This window comes from Pseudomonas sp. LBUM1661, from assembly GCF_059695925.1.
This window is the reverse complement of record NZ_CP166794.1, coordinates 3,838,966-3,856,592: the sequence shown is the minus strand read 5'-3', so window position 1 is coordinate 3,856,592 and position 17,627 is coordinate 3,838,966. Positions and strand designations below refer to the sequence as shown.

General features: G+C 59.5%; 24 protein-coding genes. 6 read left to right on the top strand and 18 right to left on the bottom strand.

The genetic code is table 11. The features are described from left to right. Positions 1–115: 115 nt before the first annotated feature. The gene (locus ACA057_RS17560) at positions 116–772 is read left to right on the top strand and encodes a TetR/AcrR family transcriptional regulator (protein WP_497340837.1); all 657 of its coding nucleotides are present in this window, start codon (positions 116–118) and stop codon (positions 770–772) included. On the opposite strand, the gene ACA057_RS17555 is transcribed toward ACA057_RS17560, so the two are convergent. The 9 genes from ACA057_RS17555 to ACA057_RS17515 form a co-directional block, all read right to left on the bottom strand. Further along, complete coding sequence (locus ACA057_RS17555) at positions 773–1,198, bottom strand: hypothetical protein (RefSeq protein ID WP_497340835.1); 426 nt, start codon at positions 1,196–1,198, stop codon at positions 773–775. Positions 1,199–1,354: 156 nt separating this feature from the next. Beyond that, positions 1,355–1,639, bottom strand: a complete 285-nt coding sequence (locus tag ACA057_RS17550) for a hypothetical protein (RefSeq protein ID WP_497340833.1) — start codon at positions 1,637–1,639, stop codon at positions 1,355–1,357. A 313-nt stretch (positions 1,640–1,952) separates the two neighbouring features. Beyond that, positions 1,953–2,183, bottom strand: a complete 231-nt coding sequence (locus ACA057_RS17545; RefSeq protein WP_010460746.1) for a hypothetical protein — start codon at positions 2,181–2,183, stop codon at positions 1,953–1,955. Between the two features lie 127 nt (positions 2,184–2,310). Continuing rightward, on the bottom strand, positions 2,311–2,532 hold the full coding sequence (locus tag ACA057_RS17540) for a hypothetical protein (RefSeq protein ID WP_497340831.1): 222 nt from the start codon (positions 2,530–2,532) through the stop codon (positions 2,311–2,313). Positions 2,533–2,602: 70 nt separating this feature from the next. Then, entirely contained in the window at positions 2,603–3,643 is a 1,041-nt protein-coding gene (locus ACA057_RS17535; protein ID WP_497340829.1) for a DNA topoisomerase IB, read from the bottom strand. 76 nt (positions 3,644–3,719) lie between these two features. Next, positions 3,720–4,799 (bottom strand): molybdenum ABC transporter ATP-binding protein, encoded by a 1,080-nt coding sequence (gene modC / locus ACA057_RS17530; protein WP_497340827.1) that lies wholly within the window; start codon positions 4,797–4,799, stop codon positions 3,720–3,722. A gap of 3 nt (positions 4,800–4,802) precedes the next feature. Continuing rightward, the gene (gene modB, locus ACA057_RS17525) at positions 4,803–5,483 is read right to left on the bottom strand and encodes a molybdate ABC transporter permease subunit (RefSeq protein ID WP_497340825.1); all 681 of its coding nucleotides are present in this window, start codon (positions 5,481–5,483) and stop codon (positions 4,803–4,805) included. Then, complete coding sequence (gene modA / locus ACA057_RS17520) at positions 5,484–6,242, bottom strand: molybdate ABC transporter substrate-binding protein (RefSeq protein WP_497340823.1); 759 nt, start codon at positions 6,240–6,242, stop codon at positions 5,484–5,486. A 242-nt stretch (positions 6,243–6,484) separates the two neighbouring features. Continuing rightward, positions 6,485–7,549 carry an NAD(P)H-dependent flavin oxidoreductase gene (locus tag ACA057_RS17515; RefSeq protein WP_497340821.1) on the bottom strand — a complete coding sequence of 355 codons (1,065 nt, stop codon included), beginning with the start codon at positions 7,547–7,549 and terminating at the stop codon, positions 6,485–6,487. A gap of 262 nt (positions 7,550–7,811) precedes the next feature. Here ACA057_RS17515 and acuI point away from each other — a divergent pair, with 262 nt between their 5' ends. After that, positions 7,812–8,795 (top strand): acrylyl-CoA reductase (NADPH), encoded by a 984-nt coding sequence (gene acuI, locus ACA057_RS17510; protein ID WP_497340819.1) that lies wholly within the window; start codon positions 7,812–7,814, stop codon positions 8,793–8,795. On the opposite strand, the gene ada is transcribed toward acuI, so the two are convergent. The 6 genes from ada to ACA057_RS17480 all read right to left on the bottom strand — a co-directional run bounded on the left by ada (position 8,796) and on the right by ACA057_RS17480 (position 12,459). Further along, positions 8,796–9,860, bottom strand: a complete 1,065-nt coding sequence (ada, locus tag ACA057_RS17505) for a bifunctional DNA-binding transcriptional regulator/O6-methylguanine-DNA methyltransferase Ada (RefSeq protein ID WP_497340817.1) — start codon at positions 9,858–9,860, stop codon at positions 8,796–8,798. A gap of 87 nt (positions 9,861–9,947) precedes the next feature. Continuing rightward, positions 9,948–10,628 carry a DNA oxidative demethylase AlkB gene (alkB, locus tag ACA057_RS17500; RefSeq protein ID WP_497340815.1) on the bottom strand — a complete coding sequence of 227 codons (681 nt, stop codon included), beginning with the start codon at positions 10,626–10,628 and terminating at the stop codon, positions 9,948–9,950. Then, positions 10,618–11,322 (bottom strand): 2OG-Fe(II) oxygenase, encoded by a 705-nt coding sequence (locus ACA057_RS17495; protein ID WP_497340813.1) that lies wholly within the window; start codon positions 11,320–11,322, stop codon positions 10,618–10,620. The genes alkB and ACA057_RS17495 overlap by 11 nt, the downstream gene beginning before the upstream one ends. After that, positions 11,319–11,825 (bottom strand): methylated-DNA--[protein]-cysteine S-methyltransferase, encoded by a 507-nt coding sequence (locus ACA057_RS17490; RefSeq protein WP_497340811.1) that lies wholly within the window; start codon positions 11,823–11,825, stop codon positions 11,319–11,321. Before ACA057_RS17490 ends, ACA057_RS17495 begins: the two co-directional genes overlap by 4 nt. Before the next feature lie 126 nt (positions 11,826–11,951). Further along, positions 11,952–12,128 (bottom strand): hypothetical protein, encoded by a 177-nt coding sequence (locus ACA057_RS17485; RefSeq protein WP_497340809.1) that lies wholly within the window; start codon positions 12,126–12,128, stop codon positions 11,952–11,954. Between the two features lie 28 nt (positions 12,129–12,156). After that, complete coding sequence (locus tag ACA057_RS17480) at positions 12,157–12,459, bottom strand: DUF1883 domain-containing protein (RefSeq protein WP_007900033.1); 303 nt, start codon at positions 12,457–12,459, stop codon at positions 12,157–12,159. Positions 12,460–12,671: 212 nt separating this feature from the next. Between ACA057_RS17480 and ACA057_RS17475 the strand changes: the two genes are divergently transcribed. After that, positions 12,672–13,028, top strand: a complete 357-nt coding sequence (locus ACA057_RS17475) for a hypothetical protein (RefSeq protein WP_497340806.1) — start codon at positions 12,672–12,674, stop codon at positions 13,026–13,028. A gap of 72 nt (positions 13,029–13,100) precedes the next feature. Further along, positions 13,101–13,331 (top strand): hypothetical protein, encoded by a 231-nt coding sequence (locus ACA057_RS17470; RefSeq protein ID WP_497340804.1) that lies wholly within the window; start codon positions 13,101–13,103, stop codon positions 13,329–13,331. Positions 13,332–13,343: 12 nt separating this feature from the next. Here ACA057_RS17470 and ACA057_RS17465 read toward each other — a convergent pair whose 3' ends face one another. Then, entirely contained in the window at positions 13,344–13,625 is a 282-nt protein-coding gene (locus tag ACA057_RS17465) for a hypothetical protein (protein ID WP_497340802.1), read from the bottom strand. A 139-nt stretch (positions 13,626–13,764) separates the two neighbouring features. Next, entirely contained in the window at positions 13,765–13,953 is a 189-nt protein-coding gene (locus ACA057_RS17460) for a hypothetical protein (RefSeq protein WP_059405464.1), read from the bottom strand. 268 nt (positions 13,954–14,221) lie between these two features. Between ACA057_RS17460 and galU the strand changes: the two genes are divergently transcribed. After that, positions 14,222–15,061 (top strand): UTP--glucose-1-phosphate uridylyltransferase GalU, encoded by an 840-nt coding sequence (galU, locus tag ACA057_RS17455; RefSeq protein ID WP_064678069.1) that lies wholly within the window; start codon positions 14,222–14,224, stop codon positions 15,059–15,061. Positions 15,062–15,191: 130 nt separating this feature from the next. Then, on the top strand, positions 15,192–16,550 hold the full coding sequence (gene gorA, locus ACA057_RS17450; RefSeq protein ID WP_497340800.1) for a glutathione-disulfide reductase: 1,359 nt from the start codon (positions 15,192–15,194) through the stop codon (positions 16,548–16,550). Here the strand turns inward: gorA and ACA057_RS17445 are convergent. Further along, positions 16,547–17,557 carry a DNA-binding protein gene (locus tag ACA057_RS17445; RefSeq protein WP_497340798.1) on the bottom strand — a complete coding sequence of 337 codons (1,011 nt, stop codon included), beginning with the start codon at positions 17,555–17,557 and terminating at the stop codon, positions 16,547–16,549. The genes gorA and ACA057_RS17445 overlap by 4 nt on opposite strands. Between the last annotated feature and the right edge of the window lie 70 nt (positions 17,558–17,627).

Genomic DNA, 17,627 nt, shown 5'->3' with positions numbered 1-17,627 from the left:
TCATGTTTAAAATATGATAAACGCTCACGTTCTATCGTCAACCAACGGAATCGATGAAACCGACGTGCGGTGCTAAGGTGAGCCTATGTCACGTTATTGATCGGGAACCACGCCAGTGCGCAAGAAAACCACCGAGCAATCTGTTCCAGAGCCGACTCGGCGCAACCCTACGCAACAACGCAGTCGTGAGCGTCAGGAGCGAATCCTGGCGGTGGCGACGCAACTGATTGCGACCAAGGGCAGCGATCAAGTGAAGATGAGTGAAATTGCTGAGCGGTCGGAGATCTCGATCGGATCGCTGTATCAGTATTTTCCCGACAAGAGTTCGGTCATTCGCACCTTGGCCGAACGCTATAACGCCGAAAGCCGCCGCTGTATCGAGGAAGCGCTGGCGGCGGTCGAGGATGAACAGGGGTTGCGGAGCGCGTATTCGGAGCTGCTCGACCAGTATTACGAGATCGTTCTCGCGACACCGGCGATGCGTGATATCTGGTCGGGGATGCAGGCAGACAAACAGTTACTGGAGTTGGAGCTGGAGGAAAGTCGTGTCGCCGGGGCATTACTGGCCGACGCGATGCTGCGGGTCAATCCAGGCATTGATGCGCAACAGGTCGCTGACGCAGCCTTTCTGATCTGGCAGCTGGGAGAGGCGACGATGCGCCTGGCGATCTCATGCGTGCCCGAGGAAGGGCGGCGTCTGGTCGAAGCCTTCAAGCGCATGTCCTTGCGCGAAATCATGACGGCAGCGGTGGTGACAACGCCCGGCTCATAGTTATTTCTGCGACCAGCGCCCGCCGCCTGTTTCGCAATCGATCTTGGCTTGCTGCGGGTGTTCAACGCCGTAGTAATACGTGGTTATCTGCGCATTGGCGGGGATGTTCAGCGACTTGCTGTTCTTGTCCTTGCTAATGGACTGAGGGTTTGCCAGGGATTCTTGGGTCAATGTGGCCAGGCAGGTCGCCTGATAATGATCGCCGCACTGTGCGACTTTTTTCTTGGTGCTGGTCAGCATTTCCTTGCTCTCGTTGCTGCACGACCAATCGATGGCATCCACCGGCATGCCTTCGTATTCATAGCAGGTGTGGGTTTCAACCACCGGAACGGAAGGGCTTTGCGAGCGGGTGGTGACGTCACATCCTTGAGCGAACGCCAGGGTCGGGCTGAGGCTGGCAAGCAGAAGCAGCAGTCGACTGTTCATCAGGATTTCCTCTCCAATAGCGGCCTGTGTGCGAAGTCAGGACCTATAGGTTTCGAAAGATGATGAACCGGCTCGTTCCATCCGATTTTCTGATTTTGACAGACTGCACTGGGCGGCTGCCCCGATTTCAGTCGAGTCAGCCGCCGAAGTTTGCAGCTAAACGAAGGGTTGACCGGAAAAACCACGAGGCAATCGTTGCCGACCGGCCATGGCCGTCAGGCGCTCGGTCCAGGCTGCGCGCCAGTCACTGGCGGTGTGGGTGGTTTTGGCTTTGCGTGCGGCGCGCCGAGCAGCGTTGCGTTGGTCTTTGCGCGCGTCCTTGAAGGCATCGGTGTTTCGGCAGCTTCTGCATTTGACGCGGGTCAGTTCTTTGGTTGAAACCAGGTTGCTGCCGGTGTGACCGCAGGCCAGGTGCCCGCCGACTTTGAAGTGAGTGACCATAAGAGGTCTCCTTCGTGATGTGTGAACGTTTGACCTTCAGCGGGCGGTGACGTTCGCTGCCTGGAAAAGGCAAAAAAAAAAGGCCCGCATGCGGGCGGGCCAAGGGATTCATCAAAAGGAGTGGGCTCACAGTAGGGCCTGAGATGTGAAGGCAGTGTGAAAGGGAAATTTTCGCAATAAAAAAATCCCAGCGCCAGGCTGGGTTGGGGATGTAAACGCGGGCAATCAGGCAAGGACGCACTCGGTAACGATAACGTCGCCGTTCATGCGCCCTGAATCAGGCCGTGTCCTCTATGCGCGATCCCGGATTGAATCATCTGAACCGTGGCAGCGGCGGGTCGACGGGTTTGAGCGAAGACAGTGTGTTGCGAATCAGTGGCGCGTCCTTCTCGATGTCGTTCAGACGATCGCGAATCCGCAGGGCTGTCGGGTGCCCGCCTTGATGATCGACCCAGTCGGCGATTTCCTTGCACGCCGCAGCCAGGCGAGCCTGGCGAGAATCAAGCAGAGTAAGCAGGGTGGTGATGGACTCTTTTTCGGACATGGCAAACACCTCCGTTCAAGAAACCTGTAATTGGCAGCAAAAAGCCCGCTTGGTGCGAGCTGTCTGCCGATGGGGTCGCTAATCCTTCAGCTAACGTCAGTATAGACCCGGAAACGACAGGTGAATGTCAGCCGAGTCGGACCGTCATTTGTGACCTGGCGTTGAGCCGGTGGCATTCACGTTGGGCGTCTTCTTCAACATCGAAACCGTCACCGATGAAGCCGTGCGTGCGGGTGTCGGTGATTCGGAACCAGACGGCGGCGTCGGGCGGTTGATGACTGACTTCCCCGGCGCGGCGGCCATGAATAATGATCTTGTTGCAACGCTTCACAACGAAAATGTCTTCCATGGCGTCACCGCAGCTAATTCGTTCAGAACAACTATAGAAGCCATTTGCAATCGTGCAAAAAATAGGCAGGTCAGTTCGTCGGTTCTGTCGCCTCGATCATCTTTTCCAGGTACATCGCCAGCCCGACTTCCTCGGCCCGAAGCCCCTTGCGCATTCTCGGCCGGGGCAACTCGGCCAGTGCGCCGATGAGGAAACCGTCAAGCACAGCAGGATGGATATAGCACTTGCGGCACACCGCCGGGGTGTTGCCCAGTTGCCTGGCGACGTTCTTCACCATTTCCACCACATGCCGCTTGGCGTCCGATTCCGGTTCCCACTGCAACTCGCGCAATACCGCCAGTGCCAGGGCACTGCCGGCCCAGGTGCGGTAATCCTTGGCGGTGAAGTCCGCGCCGGTGAGGGTTTGCAGGTAGGCATTTACGTCGGAGGAGCTGATGGTGTGGCGCTCACCGTTTTCATCGAGGTACTGAAACAGGTTTTGCCCGGGGATTTCCTGGCAGCGCTTGATGATCCGCGCCAGGCGCCGGTCTTTCACGGTGATCTGATGTTCGACGCCGCTTTTGCCGCGGAACTGGAACAGGATTGCGCTGCCGTTGACCTCGACGTGACGGTTGCGCAACGTGGTCAGACCGTAGGAGCGGTTGTCCCGCGCGTACTGGGTATTGCCGACGCGAATCAGCGTTGCATCGAGCAAGGTGATGACCGTGGCCATGACCTTGTCGCGACTGAAGCCTGGGGCTTCCAGCAGGGCTTCGAGTTGTTTGCGCAGCTTCGGCAAGGCCAGGCCGAAGTCGCGCAGGCGCGAGTATTTGTCGGCGTCGCGCACTTCACGCCAACGCGGGTGATAGCGGTATTGCTTGCGGCCTCGGGCATCGCGGCCAGTGGCTTGCAGATGGCCGCGCGGGTCGGCGCAAATCCACACGTCGGTGTACGCCGGGGGCACGGCCAGTGCGTTGATCCGTTTGATTTCGTCCGGGTCGGTGATGCGTTGACCCTTTGCGTCGAAATAGCAGAATTTGCCACGCAGTTTCCTGCGGGTGATTCCGGGTAAGGTGTCATCGACGTAATGCAGGTCGGGCGGCAGTACAGCAGGCAGCGCGGTGTCAGGCATGGCGGTAGTCCTTGGCATCGGATCAGGGGGCCGTTACAGCCATTGACCGCGCGCCCTTGCAGTCGTGCCAGCGGATTTACGCCAGTACCGCCACCGCCTTGATCTGCGCCCAGAGTGGCTGGCCGGGGTGCACGCCCAACTGGTCCCTGGAGAAGCGGGTAATCCGCGCCAGCAGCGGGGTGCCCGCCGCGTCCAGGCGGATCAGCACATGGGCAGCGTTGTCCGCGCCCATTTCACTGACCACCGTGACCGGCAGGCGATTGAGGATGCTGCTTTGCTCGACGCTGTGCAGGCTCAGGCTGACATCTCGCGCCTGGACCTTGCAGCGCAGCGCCTGGCCGGCGTCCATCGGCGTATGCGTCACGCGAATGTTCAAATCCGTGCCGGGCAGTTGCAAGGTCAGCAGCTGATAATGGCTGTCATACGCGCTGACGTGCCCCTCGATCACCACGCCCGCGTCATCGCCCAGCGCCAACGGCAGATCGAGTCGCGCCAGGGTCTCACCGATCGGGCCGCTGGCCAGCGCCTTGCCGTTGCTGAGCAGGACGATATGGTCGGCGAGGCGTGCCACTTCATCCTGGGAATGGCTGACGTACAGCACCGGAATATCCAGTTCGTCGTGCAGCCGTTGCAGGTAAGGCAGGATTTCACTTTTACGTTGTGCATCCAGCGCGGCCAGCGGTTCGTCCATCAACAACAGCTTCGGGCTGGTGAGCAGGGCGCGAGCGATGCCGATCCGCTGCCGTTCGCCGCCCGACAGGTGTTGCGGATGGCGATCCAGTAAATGGCCGATACCGAGCAGTTCAGTCGCGTGAGCCATATCGACCCGGCGCTGTTGTTTGGGAATTCGCTTGAGGCCGAATTCCAGGTTGGCCAGCACCGAAAGATGCGGAAACAGACTGGCTTCCTGAAAGACATAACCCAGCGCACGTTTGTGCGGCGCGACGAAAATCTTCCTGTCGCTGTCCTGCCAGACTTCGTCGTTGACCTGGATAAAACCCTGTTCGGCCCGTTCCAGGCCGGCGATGCAGCGCAGCACAGTGGTCTTGCCCGATCCGGAGTGACCGTACAATGCGCTGACGCCGCGCCCCGGCAACTGCACATCCACATCCAGTGCGAACCCTGAGTATTTCAGTTTCAAACGCGTATGAATCATCGATCAGCTCCAGCCCGCTTTGGTTTTGCGGCTGGAGTAGAGCGCCAGCAACACGGCAAACGAGAACACCAGCATCGCCCCGGCCAGCCAATGGGCCTGGGCATATTCCATCGCCTCGACGTGATCGTAGATCTGCACCGAGACCACGCGGGTCTTGTCGGGAATGTTGCCGCCGATCATCAGCACCACGCCAAACTCACCGACGGTGTGGGCGAAACCGAGAATGGTGGCGGTGATAAAGCCGGGTCGGGCGAGCGGCAGGATCACGCTGAAAAAGGTGTCCCAGGGATTGGCGCGCAACGTCGCGGCCACTTCCAGCGGACGGGTGCCGATGGCGGAAAAAGCGTTCTGCAGTGGCTGCACCACGAACGGCATCGAGTAAAGCACCGAGCCGATCACCAACCCTGCAAAACTGAACGTGAGGGTGCCGAGCCCCAGTGACTGGGTGAAGTGGCCGACAAACCCGTTAGGGCCGAGCGCCAGCAACAGATAAAAACCAATCACCGTGGGTGGCAGCACCAGGGGCAGGGCGACGATCGCCCCGACCGGGCCGCGCAACCAGGATTGGGTGCGCGAGAGCCACAACGCAATCGGAGTGCCGATGATCAACAGAATCAGCGTCGTCACGGACGCCAGTTTCAGGGTCAGCCAGATGGCGGAAAAGTCGGCACTCGAGAGCGTCATTTAGAGTTGGTAACCGTAGGATTTGATGACAGCGGCGGCTTTCGGGCCCTTGAGGTAGTCAACCAGCGCCTTGGCGGCCGGATTGTCCTTGCCTTTGTTGAGGATCACCGCGTCTTGTTTGATCGGATCGTGCATGTTGGCTGGAACGATCCACGCCGAACCGCTGGTGACTGTGCCGTCTTTGTAGATCTGCGACAAGGCAACGAAGCCGAGCTCGGCGTTGCCGGTGGACACGAACTGGTAGGCCTGAGTGATGTTCTGGCCTTCAACGATCTTGCCTTTGACCTTGTCGGTCAGGCCCAGCCTGGCCAGCACCTGGGTCGCCGCCAAGCCATACGGTGCGGTTTTCGGGTTAGCGATGGACAAGTGCTGATATTCGTTCTTTTTCAGCACATCGCCCTTGGCATCGACATAACCGTCCTTGGCCGACCACAACGCCAGGGTGCCGATGGCGTAGGTGAAGCGCGAACCCTTGACGGTGTCGCCTTCGGTTTCGAGCTTCTGCGGGGTGGTGTCGTCAGCCGAGAGGAACACTTCGAACGGCGCACCGTTTTTGATCTGGGTGTAGAACTGGCCGGTTGCACCGAAGGACGTGACCAATGTGTGCCCGGTGTCTTTCTTGAAATCGGCAGCGATGGCTTGAATCGGCGCGGTGAAGTTGGCGGCGACAGCCACCTGGACTTCGCCCGCCTGGGCAGACCCGATGGCCAGTGCAGCGAGAAGGCTTGTGAGGGCAAAACGTGAGGCACGAATGGACATGAAACGGCTCCGTGGCAGGCACTGCAGCGAGGGGGTGAACGCTATATAGATGAATATATAGCGAATTGCCTGCAAACGGAATGTTCGTTGAAATCGCACGCAATCCTGTAACAGCTGCCGAAGGCTGCGTTCGGCTGCGCAGCAGTCGTAAAACCAGGCACCGCGGTGTTTCAGAATGACCGTGTAGACAGATTTACGACTGCTTCGCAGCCGAACGCAGCCTTCGGCAGCTGCTACAAGGGCTATGCACGAACCAGTTTCGCCAATCCCTCTTCGGCCAGGCGTCGGGTCAGTTCTGCCGTCGTTAATTCAACCCCCAACGTAAACGCCTGTCCTGCCCAGAGGTTGCTGAATTGCGCTTCCCCCTTGGCCCGCAACGGCATCAACGCACCACCCGCGAGCGGGAATGCCGGTGCTTTATCGCTCATGGGGCCGATTTCACGCATCACCCGATTGAGAATCCCGCGTGCCGGGCGACCGGTGAAAATATTGGTGACGGCGGTCTCGCTTTCCTTGGCCGTGCGCAACGCCGTGTGGTGCGACGCACTGACCTTGGCCTCTGGTGTGAACAAGTACGCCGTGCCCACTTGCACCGCCGAAGCCCCCAGCAGAAACGCCGCCGCGACGCCGCGTGCATCGGCAATGCCGCCCGCCGCAATCACCGGCACTTTCACCGCATCGACGATCTGTGGCACCAGCGCGAAGAGGCCCACCTGGCTGCTCAGGTCGTCGCTGAGAAACATCCCGCGATGGCCTCCCGCTTCGTAACCCATGGCGATGATCGCGTCACAGCCATGCTGCTCCAGCCAGACAGCCTCCTCGACGGTGGTTGCCGACGACAGCACTTTTGCCCCGGTCGCTTTCACGCGGTCCAGCAAGGATTTTTCCGGCAGGCCGAAGTGAAAACTCACGACTTCGGGGCGAAACGCTTCGATCACTTCGCAGGTAGCGTTATCAAACGGCGCTCGATTGGACACCGGCGTCGGTGCGTCGAAGTCGACGCCCAATTCCCGGTAATACGGCTCCAGCAAATTCTTCCAGTCGCGGGCGCGTTGCTCATCGGCAGCCGGGGGTTGATGGCAGAAAAAGTTGACGTTGATCGGGCGCTGGCTGTGTTGGCGAATCGTCTTCAGTTCCTCACGCAACTGCTCGGTGCTCAACATGGCGGCGGGCATCGAGCCCAGGCCGCCGGCGTTGCTCGCCGCAATCACCATGGCCGTACCGGTGGCGCCCGCCATGGGCGCCTGGATGATGGGCAGCTCAATCCCGAGCAGGTCAAGAATGCGGGTGTCTGGCCATTGGCTCATTTGCAGATTCTCCGGCGTGAAATCGGGGGCAGAGGAGTGCGGAGTCTGTACCAGCAATGACTGGCACACGACCGGTTGAGTGTATGGCTGGTGAGCATCTCCTTCAACGCCGATGCAATCCGTCACTGCCGCTGCCGCCTCGACCGCAGGTCACGTAACCCGGGAGCAATCACCCGGACTGGCTTAAAGTCGAGTACGGCAACCTTTAGCTTTGTGATATTTCAATTGCACAACAAACGGATAAATCCAAGAGGAAGCAGTAATGTTCAAAGGCATATTGATCGACAAAGACGACAGCGGTTACCGGGCCACACTGCAAGAGATCAATGACGATCAGCTACCCGAGGGCGATGTCACCGTGCGTGTGGCGTACAGCACGCTGAATTTCAAGGATGGCCTGGCGATTACCGGCAGCAGCCCGGTGGTGCGAAAATTCCCGATGGTGCCGGGTATCGATTTGGCAGGGACTGTCGAAGTCAGTGGACATCCAGACTACAAGTTCGGTGATCAGGTCGTACTCAATGGCTGGGGCGTGGGCGAAGGGCATTGGGGCGGTCTGGCGCAGAAGGCTCGTCTGAATGGCGGCTGGTTGATTCCACTGCCCAAGGCATTTACCGCTGCGCAAGCGATGGCCATTGGTACGGCGGGTTACACGGCGATGCTGTGCATCCTGGCGCTGGAGCATAACGGCGTGACGCCTGAACAGGGCGACATCCTGGTCACGGGCGCCAACGGCGGTGTCGGCAGTTTCGCCATCGCCTTGCTGAGCAAGCTCGGCTATCGGGTGGTCGCGTCCACCGGCCGTACTTCTGAACATGACTACCTGAAACAGCTGGGCGCCAGCGAAATCATCGACCGCGCCACCCTGTCCGAACCGGGCAAACCTTTGGCCAAGGAACGCTGGGCGGCGGTCGTTGATTCGGTGGGCAGCCACACCCTGGCCAACGCGTGCGCGAGCACCAAAGCCAACGGCACGGTCGCGGCGTGTGGTCTGGCTCAGGGCATGGATTTTCCGGCGTCAGTCGCGCCGTTCATTTTGCGCGGCGTGACCCTTGCCGGGATCAACAGCGTGACCCAGCCGAAAGCCAAGCGGGTACAGGCGTGGAATCGTCTGGCCGAGGATCTGGACTTTGCCTTGCTGCCGTTGATCAGCCATGAAATCGGTTTGAGCGAAGCGATCGATGCTGCGCCACGGTTGCTCGCCGGCCAATTGCGCGGGCGAGTGGTGGTGGATGTGAATCGCTGATTATTGCGTTTCACGCGCCAACAACTGCCGCTTGCGTTCTACCCCCCAGCGATAGCCCGACAAGTTGCCGTCGCTGCGGACCACCCGATGACACGGAATCGCCACCGCCAGACTGTTCGCGCCGCAGGCTTGAGCCACCGCGCGAACGGCTTTTGGCGCGCCGATGCGCTGGGCGATATCGGCGTAGCTCGCCGTGCTGCCGGCAGGAATTTCCCGTAATGCTTGCCAGACCCGTTCCTGAAACGCCGTGCCACGTACGTCCAGTGGCAAATCCAGGCCGATGGCCGGGGCTTCGATGAAGCCGACGACCTTGGCGATCAATTGCTCGAACTCGTGATCGGCACCAATCAGATTGGCCCGCCGAAATTTGTCCTGCAGGTCGCAGACCAGTTGGTGCGGATCATCGCCCAGCAGTATCGCGCAAACCCCGCGCTCACTTTGCGCCACCAGAATCGCCCCCAGGGAACACTGGCCGACGGCAAAACGAATGTCGTTGTTCTGACCGGCCGCGCGGTAATCGCCGGGTTTCATGCCCAACAGCTGATCCGCTGACTCATAGAAACGGCTGTTGGAGTTGAAGCCAGCGTCATACAGCGCGTCGGTCACCGAGCCGCCATCGGTCAAGCGCTCACGGACCTTGCGCGAACGGTGGGCCGTGGCATAGCCCTTGGGCGTCAGCCCGGTCACGGTTTTGAACACTCGATGAAAGTGAAAACTGCTGAGGCCGGCGGCAACGGCCAGTTCGCTCAGAGCCGGCACATGCTCGGCGGTTTCGATTTGTCGGCAAGCCGCGGCCACGGTGGCGGCATGCTGCGCGGCCACGTCACTTTGATCCTTCGCGGCGCGTTTGCTGGGGCGATAACCGGCCGCCTGGGCCTGCTCGGCGGTGTCGAAGAATTCGACGTTCTGCGGTTTCGGCAGACGCGCCAGGCTACTGGGGCGGCAGTAGATACCGGTGGTTTTCACCGCATAGACAAACTGCCCGTCAGCGCGGGCATCGCGTGCGACGACAGCGGCCCAGCGCGGGTCGTTCTCGGTGGCGATCTTTGTTGGATGGTTTGTCATGGCTTCATGTCCGTTGACCCGTTTAAGGCAGACTAACCAGTCGCCGGGCTCGCCGCACTCCGGGTCTTGCGGTCAAATTCAAGGGCTTCAACCCGCGGTACGAAAAGTGAAGTTGATCCGTTGCTCACCGAGTCGCGGGTGCAGTCCATCCTTGATCGGCAAGACCCCGTGATAGCGCAAGCGATCGACGCCGCCCCAGACCACAATATCGCCATGCAACAGTGGCACTCGTTGGCTCTTGTCGCCGCGCTCAAAGCCGCCGAACAGGAACATCGCCGGCAACCCTAACGACACCGAAACGATGGGCGCGGCGTAGGAACCTTCGTCCTTGTCCTGATGCAATGACATCTTGGCCCCGGGAACATAGCGATTGATCAGGCAGGAATCCGGCACGAAATCCGCAAACCCGGCTTCCCGGGCCGCCGCTTGCGCGAGCTCGAAAAACACCTCGGGCATCGCCGGCCAGGGTTGGCCGGTCTGCGGGTCGTTGCGGGTGTAGCGGTAACCGCTGCGATCGGTGGTCCAGCCCAGCGTGCCACAACTGCTCAACGCCACCGACATGGTGAAGCCGCCCGGCGTGACCATTTGCCGAAACGGCGCGGCGGCCAAAACCGCCTCTAATGCAGGCAACAACCGATCCAGCCAAGGCAGGGCAAAGCCGCGCAACACGCAGGACTGTTGGCCAATCTGATCGCGTCTGGGCTGCTGCTCAAGTTCGGTATCGGCAAACAGATCGAAAGTGCTCGGTTTCATGGGGTCATAACGCATCGTGAAAGATGATTCCAAGAGTATGCCGTTTTCCGCTGTGCAGGCGACTGACGCCATGTCGCAGCGTCACCCGGTAATAGCCACGAACCCCTTTGACCGGTCGCTGATTGACGGCAAAGATCAGCCCGTCGCCTTTCTTCAAGCCGATGACCTGCGGGCGCGACTGCATTCGTGGGCGCTGTTCGGTCAGGACGAATTCGCCGCCGGTGAACTCTTCGTCCGGTTCTGACAGCAGAATCGCCACTTGCAACGGGAATACGTGTTCGCCGTACAAGTCCTGATGCAGGCAGTTGTAGTCCTGCGGACCGTAGTGCAGCAACAGCGGCGTCGGGCGTTCCTGACCGGCGGCATGGCAGCGTTCGAGGAAGGCTTCATGCGTGTCGGGGAAACGGGTCGGCAGGTCCATGTGTTCGTACCAGCGATTGGCAATCGGCACCAGTCGAGGGTAAAGCGCGCTGCGCAAACGGGCGACGAGGTCTGGCAGCGGGTAATTGAAGTACTTGTACTCGCCACGGCCGAAACCGTGGCGAGCCATGACCACTTGCGAGCGAAACGGCTCGGCGCTGGGGTACAGCGCGCTCACTTCATCACAGGCCTTGCGACTCAGCAGTGATTGGATGACCGCGCAGCCATCCTGATCGAGTTGCTGTTCAAGCAGTGCCCAGTCCAGCTTGTCCAGATAATGCTCGCTCATCCCCGGGCCTCGCGATCCAGCAGTTGCCGTTTGCGTTCCAGGCCCCACCGATAACCGCCGAGGCTGCCATCCTGGCGCAGCACCCGGTGACACGGCACGATCACCGCCAGCGGGTTCGCGCCGCAGGCATTGGCCACTGCGCGAAAGGCTTTGGGTTGACCCAATTGCCGGGCGATCTCCTGGTAGCTGGCGGTTTGACCGATCGGTATCTGTTGCAAGGCCTCCCAGACACGCCGTTGAAACACGCTGCCGATAAGATCCAGTGGCAGATCGAGGGCGGTGTGCGGGTTTTCGAGAGAGTGCAGGGTTTGCTCCAGCGCCGGCCTCAAGCCTTCATCGCGTTGTAGCGGCTGCTGGTCGGGGAAACGCTGGGCAAGATCATGTTCCAGCGCCGCCAGGTCATCACCCAGCAGCAACGCACAAAGACCCTCGGCGCTGAACGCCAGCATCAGGATGCCGAGGCTGGAAGTACCCGTAATGAAGCGAATCGTGGAAGCGGGCATGTTCTGACTCCTTAACCAATGGTTGAGGTGGCCAGTCTAGGGCGCGTTATTGGAGCGAACACTCCGGCGCTTGCGGTCGAATTTACACGCGGGGAGCAGACGTCCATGTTGTCGCTCCGGATCGCGTTACAGCGCTTTGCTGACGCTGATCTCGCTGATGACGTCGTCGCTCTGGCCATGAATGACGTCCAGCGCGGCCTTGGCTTCTGCTTCGGTGCCTTGTTCAAGCTGGGCAAATTCGAAGCGGCGTTCGCCGTTGAGTTTGTATTTGATGACGTACTTGGTCGTTTGGGCCACGGTCATACCTGCCTGTCTTGGTGTGGGGCGCTACTCAGCTCAGTTTCGAGCTGGAGCGGCGGATGATCTTGATCGAGTGAGTCAGGGTCGGTTTGCGGGTCACGCTGATCGGCCGGCGGTTGACCGTGTCGATGGTGATGTTCCAGAAGCCGGTGCTCGGTGCAGTAATCCGCGCCGGGAAAGTGTCAAACGCTCCGCCGTGGTAAGTGTGGCGGCCGCCATTCTTGAAGCTGCGGAAGTTGGCGTCGTTCATCAAACGGATGTTGCACATTTGGGAGCACTGGATGACGACGATGTCGTCTTCGTTCAGGTGCTCGCGCTGGTGGATAAATTTCATGAGGCGCCTCCAGAAGGGCTTTTTCTACAAAATCAAAACGATAGCATGGGCGATTGGCGCAGTTTATCAGCCCGAACGGGTTATTATCCGGTCGTCGGGGTCCGCTTTGGCAATTAAAAACAGTTAATCGGAATTCTATGAGCCATAAAAGCAGTGAGCCTCGGAGAAAATTGGCATTTGTGCTGTCGGAGGGTCTTTATCGGAGGTTTCGTATGAAGTGGGGTGTGTGCGTGTTGCCGCTGGCATTGGTGATCAGTGGCTGTGCGAATGTCGCGGAAATCAATGAGACGTTGCCCACCATGAGCGTGATCTCCGGCAAGAAACCCCATGAGTATGCGCAATGCCTGGTGGAACAGTTGGCCGATACGCGTGGCGCGCTGCAGGTGGAGCCACACAAGGACGGCATGCGCGTGATCGTCCCGGCCAGGTTTTCGTCGGCGCCGGCCGCCGTCTTCGACATCGAAGACCGCTCCACGGGCAGCAGCATCAAGCTGCATGAGCGCATGTCCAATGTGCCGGTGCGTCCAAAGGACGTACAGAAAGCCGCCAACACGTGCATTTCCGGCTGATAGACTGTCGACCATCAGCACCGATGCCGTCAAAGCAACGCTTTGGCGGCATTGTCATTTCTGGAGTCGAGCATGAAGCGAGAGCAGGTACGGGAACGCCATGCAGAGGGTCATATCTCTGCCACGCATGTCATTCAGAATCCGGCAAACCCGGGGGAATGGATCGTGTTTTTCAAGAAGAGCGCCGGGCGCAGTTACTTCCTGGTGGATGAAAACGACGAAGTCGAATCCTTCAGTGGTCTCGACGAATTGGTCGAGACCGTGCGCGGTCTCGGGATCAAGTTCGCCGAAATTCACATGTAGGGCAGGGCGCCCTTACTTGCAGACCACCACGACACTGCGGTTCTTGTAGTTGCCGACGTCCACGCCCAGGGTCTTGTCGCTTTCCTTGGTCGAAGGGGATCCGTCGGTACCGACGATTCGGTAACCGGTGCCCGCGCAGGAGGCATCGGCTTTTTCGTAGCAGGTGGCCCAGGAGTTGGCTTCGCCCGAGCAGTCGATGCTCAGGCCTTGCTCGCCGTTGTTCAGGTAAGTCGTTTCGGACGTGGCGCAGCCGCTCAGGGCCAATACTGCAATCAGGGGCAAAAATTTATTCATGTCGTTGTCGTCGTCAGGATGATGGGGCTTAGCCTGTGACAGCGCCGGCATCGAAAGGTTATAGCGATTGGCCACGACCGTGCAGCCAATCACAAAAAAGCCCTGCGCGACGGCAGGGCTTTATCTAGTCAGGTGCTTCTCAGGACTTATCTTTGCCGCGCCGTTTCGGGCCGGCGGGTTGATCTTGCAACACCGATGCCACCTCGATCGCCAACGCTTCGGTCGGGAAAGGTCCGGCAATATTCTCGCCGCCAACGCTGTCTACCCACCATTGGCCGTCTTTCGCCTGATTGATCAGGTACCCATTGACGCTCTTTGCTACCGACATCTATCTGCCTCGTTGACTGGTTCAATCGCGCAATGATACCGCCAAATGCACGCAGAAGGTGCCGATGGGCGTATGGTGGTGCAGATTGTCTTCGGCTGACAGGTCGTGCAATTCTGTCGGTCTCTGCTATCTATAAGAGCCAGCGGAACTATCCGCGAGAATATTTCTCTATGATGGCATCGGTTAGCCAGTGCGGGGCATTGTAAGGTGCGCGCCGCCTGATTAGACTGCGCCGAAACTCGTACACACAGCCCTTTCAAGGACTTATATGATCAAGAAATGCTTGTTCCCAGCAGCCGGTTACGGTACTCGCTTCCTGCCAGCGACTAAAGCCATGCCCAAAGAAATGCTGCCGGTGGTAAACAAGCCACTGATCCAGTACGGCGTCGAAGAAGCACTGGACGCTGGGTTGACCGAAATTTCCATCGTCACCGGTCGCGGCAAACGCGCCCTCGAAGACCACTTCGACATCAGCTACGAGCTGGAAAACCAGATCAAGGGCACCGACAAGGAAAAATACCTGGTCGGCATCCGCAAGCTGCTCGACAACTGCTCGTTCTCCTACACCCGCCAGACCGAAATGAAAGGCCTGGGCCACGCCATCCTGACCGGCCGTCCGCTGATCGGCGACGAACCGTTCGCCGTGGTCCTGGCGGATGACTTGTGCGTCAACCTCGACGGCGACGGCGTACTGACCCAGATGGTCAAGCTGTACAAGCAGTTCCGCTGCTCGATCGTGGCCATCCAGGAAGTCGATCCGCAAGAAACCCACAAGTACGGCGTGATTGCCGGCGAGATGATCCGCGACGACATCTACCGCGTTCACAGCATGGTCGAAAAACCAAAGCCTGAAGACGCCCCGTCGAACCTGGCGATCATCGGTCGCTACATCCTGACCCCGGACATCTTCGACCTGATCGAACAGACCGAGCCAGGCAAGGGTGGCGAAATCCAGATCACCGACGCCCTGATGAAGCAAGCCCAAAACGGCTGCGTCATGGCCTACAAGTTCAAAGGCAAGCGTTTCGACTGCGGCGGCGCCGAAGGCTACATCGACGCGACCAACTTCTGCTTCGAGAACTTCTACAAGACTGGCAAGGCTTACTGATAGCGCTTGATCTGCTTGTAACGAAAAGCCACCTTCGGGTGGCTTTTTCATTTTCCGCCCTCATATCGTTTGCAGCGCTTGCCCCACGGACATCTGCGGGTATGCTGTTTGCCTGCCGAGGAGATTGAAAATGGCCTACGATTTTGACCTTTATGTGATTGGTGCCGGTTCCGGCGGTGTGCGGGCTGCGCGGTTTGCGGCGGGTTTTGGGGCGAAAGTGGCCGTGGCCGAGAGTCGTTATCTGGGCGGCACGTGTGTGAACGTCGGCTGTGTGCCGAAGAAGTTGCTGGTCTACGGCGCGCACTTCGCCGAAGACTTCGAGCAGTCGCAGGGTTTTGGCTGGACGCCGGGTGAGGCGAAGTTTGATTGGGCGACGTTGATCGCCAACAAGGATCGCGAGATCAATCGCCTGAACGGCATCTATCGCACGCTGCTGGTCAACAGCGGCGTGACCTTGCACGAAGGCCACGCCAAGATCGTCGATCCGCATCAGGTCGAGATCAATGGCGAGCGTTTCACCGCCAAGAACATTCTGATTGCTACGGGCGGCTGGCCGCAGATTCCGGAGATTCCGGGGCATGAGCACGCGATCAGTTCCAACCAGGCCTTCTTCCTCAAAGAGCTCCCCAAGCGCGTTCTGGTGGTGGGCGGTGGTTACATCGCCGTCGAGTTCGCCGGGATTTTCCATGGTCTGGGCGCCGAAACCACGCTGCTCTATCGCGGTGAATTGTTCCTGCGCGGCTTCGACGGTGCGGTGCGCAAGCACTTGCAGGAAGAGTTGACCAAGCGCGGCATGGACCTGCAATTCAATGCCGACATCGAGCGCATCGACAAGCAGGCTGACGGTAGCCTCAAAGTCACCCTCAAGGACGGTCGCGAGCTGGAGGCGGACTGCGTGTTCTACGCTACCGGCCGACGTCCGATGCTGGACAATCTCGGGCTGGAGAACACCGGCGTCAAACTCGACAAGAAAGGCTTTGTCGAGGTTGACGAGCAGTATCAGACCGCCGAGCCGTCGATCCTGGCGCTGGGGGATGTGATCGGTCGAGTGCAACTGACGCCCGTCGCGCTCGCCGAAGGCATGGCCGTTGCGCGCCGTTTGTTCAAGCCTGAGCAATACCGTCCGGTGGATTACAAAATGATCCCGACGGCGGTGTTCAGCTTGCCGAACATCGGCACCGTCGGTTTGACCGAAGAAGACGCGCGCGAAGCCGGCCACGACGTGGTGATCTTCGAAAGCCGTTTCCGGCCGATGAAGCTGACCCTGACCGAATGCCAGGAGCGCACGCTGATGAAGCTGGTGGTGGACGCCAAGACCGACAAGGTTTTGGGTTGCCACATGGTCGGGCCGGATGCGGGCGAAATCGTCCAGGGCCTGGCGATTGCCTTGAAGGCCGGCGCCACCAAGCGTGACTTCGACGAAACCATCGGTGTGCATCCGACGGCCGCCGAAGAGTTTGTCACCATGCGTACGCCGGTCGCCGGTTAAGCGTCCTTAGGTGCGTCTGGCACTGTCTTCGCGGCAGCTGCCAGGCGTACGCTTTCTGCCAGATCGGCCTGGGCCTTGGTCAATTCGATTTCCAGTGACTGGTTGATCTGCGACTGCTCGTCGACGCTTTGTTTGAGTGACTGACTCTCCAGCAGGGCGACGCGCAAGCGTTCCTGGAGAAGGGTGCGTTCGCTGTCGACGCGAGTGGCTTGCTCCAGCAGTTGATCCTGTCGGCTGTTGCTCTGTTTCAGCTGATCCTGCATCAGGCTCAGTTCCCTCAAGGTTCCACGGTTCTCGGTCAGCAGGCGCTCGTTGTCGCGGTGCAATTGCGTGATCTCATCCTGACGCACCATTGCGCTTTGCTGAGCCTGGCGCAATTCCATCTGAATCTGCTGCACTTGGCCTTCATGGCGACGCTGTTCCTGCTCGCGCTGATCCTTGACGGCGTTGCGGTAGTGTTCCAGCGCATCGCGTGCATGCAGGTGTTTCTCTTCAAGGGAGCGGATCTGCTCGTCCTTGTCTTGCAAGCGTAATTCGAAATCGGCCAGCGCCTGGTTCAGTCCGGCGTTGCGGGTTTGTTCGGTCTGCAGCAGGGCGCGAGTGTCTTGCAGTGCCTCGGATTCCTGGGTCAGTGCCAGGCTTTGAACTTCGTAATGCTCCTGCAGCTGCGTGTTGGCCTGATCAGCTGCCTGCAGCCGGGTTTCCAGCTCTTTTCTTTGTTGCTCGAACTGCTCGCGAGCCTGATCAATCGGCTCTTGCGCCTGCTCCTTGAGGCGTTGCGCCAGCCGCGACACCAGTCCTGCCAGCTCATCGTCGATGGGGGCGGGCGGCGCTTCGGCGCGCTCGATGCCGTCATCCAGTTCCTTCAAATACCGATGAATCGTGGTTTTCGAGCCAGTGTTGCCCATCTCGATCCGTACTGCGTCGATGCTTGGGTTTTCGCCGCGCGCCAAGATTGCCAAGCGTGCCGCTTGCACCACTGCTTTGTTTACACCGCCACGAGCCATGAGTTCTCCTACGATTTCGTAATGTGGTACATACCACTACAATACACATTGTACCATTCATTATTAGAAG